Origin of the sequence: Gilliamella sp. HK2, from assembly GCF_001690265.1 — a bacterium.
GTDB lineage: Bacteria > Pseudomonadota > Gammaproteobacteria > Enterobacterales > Orbaceae > Gilliamella > Gilliamella apicola_C.
In genome coordinates this window covers 1-4,881 of record NZ_LZGV01000041.1, presented here as the reverse complement: position 1 = coordinate 4,881, position 4,881 = coordinate 1, and the positions used below count along the sequence as shown (strand labels likewise).

At 38.9% G+C, this 4,881-nt stretch carries 3 protein-coding genes; all 3 read right to left on the bottom strand.

The features are described 5' to 3' along the window. Positions 1–96 precede the first annotated feature (96 nt). On the bottom strand, positions 97–840 hold the full coding sequence (locus A9G45_RS03525) for a T6SS immunity protein Tli3 family protein (protein ID WP_065572367.1): 744 nt from the start codon (positions 838–840) through the stop codon (positions 97–99). Positions 841–843: 3 nt separating this feature from the next. After that, positions 844–3,435: a T6SS effector phospholipase Tle3 domain-containing protein gene (locus tag A9G45_RS03520; RefSeq protein WP_065567333.1), complete on the bottom strand. Its 2,592-nt coding sequence runs from the start codon at positions 3,433–3,435 to the stop codon at positions 844–846. Between the two features lie 3 nt (positions 3,436–3,438). After that, positions 3,439–4,881 (bottom strand): DUF2345 domain-containing protein (locus A9G45_RS03515; protein ID WP_141673589.1); only part of this gene is annotated, 1,443 nt, incomplete at its 5' end.

Below are 4,881 nucleotides of genomic sequence, written 5' to 3'. Positions count from 1 at the left end.
ATGGCGCCAAAGTCGATAAAATCACGACCAAAACCACGGGGACAACCAATAACATTATCAACAATTGAGTTATTTTCTGTTTCATGCCTTAATTCCTTATTTAGCTGTGCCTAACAAATGTTGATAAACCTCTAACACGGTACGGTTATCGGGCAATTTAGTTTCTTTAGCATTATAATCACAGCGCATTTTATCCCAACCGGTATAGTCACTTGGCATAGGGGGAATACTTTCGGGAATAATTTGGCTTCTGCCTACAATCGCGCCTTGTTCAAGCTGGTCTTTTTTCGATAACATATGCGAACTTTTAGTGCCAAATGGCGCTTCTGATATATAAAGCCGACCATCTTTGCCTAAAATAAAAGCCTGATCATTAACCACATCATATTGCGGTGAATCATGATTACTTAAATAATTTCCAACATCTAAATGGATACTTCTAAATGAACGCCCCCCATCAATGGAAGTATCTATTGCCGACACATCCGACAATGGGATTGAAAGATAGTTTTTTGCTGGATGCCGATAAGGCTCTGTATATATATCCCAAGAATGAGCGGCTAAAAGGTAATAAACTTGTTCTTTATCATCAATAAAATACGCTTGCCCTTCACATCGATAACCCGTCAATAAAATATAACGGTTTTCATCAAAACGGTACACAATTTGCGAGGGCAGAACAAAGGTAGGCTTTCGTATATTATTAACTGGCGAAAGTGCCAATATCCCCAAGATAAAAAACAGATAACTCACCATTTGCCATCGCTCATGATATTGCTTAATGAGCATAATAATAAATAATGCGCCGCCGATAAGGGTCGATAGTATTGCTAATATCATCGGTTAACTTCTCCTTTCTGTATCTGGCACGGGCAGTGGCCATTGTTGTTCTGGGTTAATATAGAAACCAAAAACTTTACCACCCACAATAACCGCTAGTTGAGCAGCTTGCTTGGCAGCGATTTTCTTTACAACATCGAAGCCACCAACAAGAAAAGCCATTTCATAAACACTTTCAACCCGCTTAAATTCATTTACTACCCCTTTCGGGACTGTCCCCTGTAAAAAGTTCATACTTTTTTTAATTTCTTTCGGTAAAATACCATAGTTTTTATACGTTATTGTGTCTGAGTCTTCATTTTCTGGTGATCGCCAATCGGCAAGATGAATTAATTGTTGCCATGTTCGTCGGTTTTCTTTACTAAAAATATTGACTTCGCCCAACGCAAGATCAAAGGCCATTATATGAGAAGGGACTTGCTCATTTAAGGTAATACCTGAATGATGGGAACTATCTTCAGCTTCCTCTGTCTGTTTTTGGACATATTTATAAACCTTTTGTTTCAGTTCTTCGCCAGACGGAAAACACCATACCTCGAATTTATGCGGATCATCTGTAAAACGAAAATGGGAAAATCCTGGCAACCATTCCGGATGCTCTTTTAATCTGTCGTCAGGCCATGGATAATAATAAGTACTATCAAGTAAATGACTAGAACTACCAAAGCGCTTTTTGGGTCTATCTGGATAATGATAATAAAATTCATATTTAGGATAAGGCTGATACTCGTCAGATTCTTTATAAAGCCTTTCATGTTGATAATATTTATTTTTATCTAAAAACAGATCACTATAATAAATTGCTTTCGCTAATTTTGTTTTCGCACTTTTTCCACATCCGGTATAAATAATTGGTTCGGGAACTCGTTCACCATTAATATTCAACTTTTCTCTAACTCGATATCTCGCATTACTAATCGATCCCGTTTCAGTTGGCGAATAAATACCATATTCTTCATCTTTTTCTAATTGCGTACTAATTTTGTCATCTACTTCATAATAAATAATAATTTTATCTGTAATATTATCGTAATAGCCGTGAACAAAGCTGCCGTTCTCAATGGGGTTATGTTGATTGACTAATGCGATTTCATCTTTGGTTAAATAAATATACATTTTATACATAAAAGAAAAGCTTTCGTTTTCAGGATCATATTTTTTTATAATATCGATCTGTCTATCTTTTAACGCCTTTCTATCAAGGTATTCAGGCACGGCTATTTCAAAGGCACCCTTTGGTCTGAAAAAGATAAATTTAGCGGGATCTTCCCCCACAGCCATACGATGACCAAATGCGCGTTGTTTTAAATTGTCACCACATTGATTAAATACGTGATTAGGTATACCTTGCCAGCCCATGCCCTCAACACTACGAAATGAAACCACTTGATCATTAGGACAAAAGTAGTTATACACTTTGCCAAAGTTATACCGACAATAAAGCGGATTGGTAAAATCATAATCCTGCGTTGAAGGATTGAGCATACCATCTTTAATAGTTTTAGCGGCAACCCCTTTTTCAATTAATGTTTCGGGATCTTTATATTTAATTTTTCTTAAATTTTGACCTTTTTTGATCGCTTGCACAAAATTAATAAAGGTTTGCTTACGGGCCTTGTTTGTTTGCACCCCCATGCCATATTCTTTCGATTGTGATTCTAAAAAAGTGCAATCAAAAGCATACGGTGAGTGGGCAAGTATCACACAATCAGCTGTTAAATAACCTTCCTCAGCTAGCATCATATTCGCTAACATGGTAATAATTGTCCCTTGACTATGCGCCACAATATTGATTGGAGCTTCCTTCAATTTTTCATCTTTTCTAATTTTAATAATTAAATTGGCTAAACGACGAGCGGCAAACGCCATATAGATGCGATGTGGGTTATCATAAGCTTTAGCCCCCTTTGTTGATCCCCATTTGGCAAAAGAACTAGTAAGCCAGGTAAGCCCTGGACCATACATATCGGGGATGCAAGTGGTTGCATCCGAAAAAGGACCACCATTGCGAGTAAAATGGTAATCAATCCAATTACCAAAATGATCATGATTTAATTTTGAAAAACCACAGACTTCAGCCAGTTCTTTAGTCTCTTGTTCAATCCAATAGGCATCATAAGGTAGTTCATCTGGCTTGCCCTTTTCTAATCTAGCTTTATAGGCTTTTTGTTCACTATAGTAAGTATCAACATCGACCGGTCTATATCCCCAAAAAAATGGAATAACAGGCGAATTACCTTTATGTTTTGTTACTTTAGGTTTTAGTGGTGGTTTAATTTTTGCTGTTTCTTCCCACTCGGTTAACATTTGCATTCTGGGTGAAAAGTCGTCATCATCAACTTTAGCCCATTGCCACTTGTTAGGCTTTAAGTCACTGCGTCCTAAACGTTTATTTAATCCCTCACAAATCCCTTTATCTAAATTTGGGAATGCTTCACCAATATCATTCACGCCGTGAATCAAAATCACAATACATGGCAACGGTGCAGACACGCAAACATTTTGGGTTAGCATGGCATCAGTAGAGTTTGAGGGTAAGCCAATTACACCGTCAACCTCGGTGATACAATCATCTGAAGTATGTGTATTAGACATCGGTTAATCCTTAGTTAATATTTCTATTTTCAATTGTTCTAATTCTGTCATTGGTAACATTTGGGTTTCACCATTTTCATCAGTTATCCCGTCTTGTGTGCTGCCATCACTAAAATGAATTCGATAAGGATGGTTTTTTAATACTTGCGATGGTGAACCATTGAAATGTAATTTAAACTTGCGTGAAAAGTCGCCTTTGTTAAATGACGGCGTCACTTCTTTAATACTTTCGGCACCAGAGTAAGAAAGTAAAGCTGTTTTTTGTAAAATGCTAGTTGGCGCAATTAACTCTATCGTGCCATTTTTAATACGAATGCCAGCACCACCACTAAGTAGCAATAACTCTTGTTGAGCGTTGATGGTTACTTTACCGCCACTACTGGTTATAAACATATTTTTTTGTGCAGTGAGTTCTAATTCATCTGACTGTGCTTGAATCTGAACCCTGCCTGATGCGGCAATGAGCTTAATCCCTAATTTATGCGCAAAAATAGAAACCATTTCACCGGCTGCCATTGACAGCTTTTTGAAAATATTAACACTAGCGTTTTTACCAGCAGTAACAATAATATTTTCACTGGCTGAACTTTGAATGCTTTTTGATGAAGTTTGCGCTATGCCTTGATCACCATGAATAACAACCGTTGGTTGCTGTAATTGATTGGTTGCCGATTGCAATGCTTGTTGTTGGCTGATTTCGGCAGGTTCGGCACCGCTTGATTTTCCACACTCAATGAGCGCATAAGAAATATGTAAAGATTTTTCGATTTGTTTTATTGAATCTTGCATTTCAAGCTGTTGGCCGGCGGCTTTTTCTTGCGCTGTGGTGGTAACATAAACTCCTTTACCCGCTCGTATTGCCCCCCACTCATCCGTGCGCAGTTCAAAGCCTTCACCGCGTTGTGCTTTTTTATTATCGACTAAATGCCCTAAATTAAGTTGGCTTTTGCCGTATTCGGTGGCGAGTTTGATATGCTCTTGCCCGCGTTTATCATCCATGCGCAGTTTGTTGTTGGCGGGGGTACGAATGACATTGCGGTGTTTGTTTACCGTAGTCACATGGTCTGGGTGGGCGCTGTCGTGCATGGCATGGGCGATATACGGCCTATCTGGATTACCATTCATAAAGGCAATCGCCACTTCCGTGCCATCAATTAATGGGAAGTGAAAACCATAGGTGTTACCCGAATAAGGTTTGGCTAAGCGTACCCATAAGCTTTCAGTACCCTTTTTCCACGCTTTTAAGTCAAAGTTGAATTTAACTCGGTAGCGCCCGTGAGTGTCAATATAGCCATAGGTGTCATTATCAGGGCTAGTGACCCGTGCGGGTAAGGTGCCACTGACTTGTGGCCAACGTATGGGCGCTGGGCGATAGGGTTTTAAGGCTTGATAGGGAATGGCGGTAAAGGTGAGTGCATAGGCATCAGTACGGTTACCTTGCCCTTG